Raw genomic sequence first — 486 nt, 5'->3', positions numbered from 1 at the left:
CGCGGGCGGCGTCGAGGGGTTCTAAGGAGCCGGCCCTGCCGCCGCCAAGGCCGCCGGCGCACCCGAAGTCGTCGTCGCCTGCCTGACCGCCCCCAAGGTGACGATCGTGTCCGGGCCCGACGGCCCCCTGGAGGCGGTCGTGGACGCCGCCCGCGCGGCCGGGGTGCGGGGCGCGCGGCTCGCCGTCCCCTACCTGTCGCACCATCCCGCGATGGCCGGCGCCGACGACGAGTGGTACGCCATGATCCGCCACCTGCCCCAGCGGCCCCTGGAACTGCCCGTGCACTCGCCGGTCCGCGGCCGCGCCTACCACGACGGCGACGACCTGCACCGCGCCATGGCCGACTGCATCGTCAAACCCCTCCGGCTCCCCGACACGCTGCGGGCCGTGCACGCCGCCGGCGCGACCGTGTTCACCGAGGCCGGACCCGGCGACGCCCTGTGCCAGTGCGCGCGGCTCGCCGTCCCCGGCGCGCGGACCCTGGC

1 pseudogene is annotated in these 486 nt (G+C 77.8%); it reads left to right on the top strand.

From position 1 onward, the window contains the following. Positions 1-106: 106 nt before the first annotated feature. Positions 107-486 (top strand): annotated as a pseudogene (locus tag HUX53_RS00130) (hypothetical protein); the annotation flags it as partial.

It is taken from the genome of Actinomadura sp. BRA 177 (assembly GCF_013372625.1).
In the GTDB taxonomy this organism is placed as follows: Bacteria; Actinomycetota; Actinomycetes; order Streptosporangiales; family Streptosporangiaceae; genus Spirillospora.
Note: the sequence above shows the minus strand (reverse complement) of the source record. Positions and strands in the feature narration are given on the sequence as shown.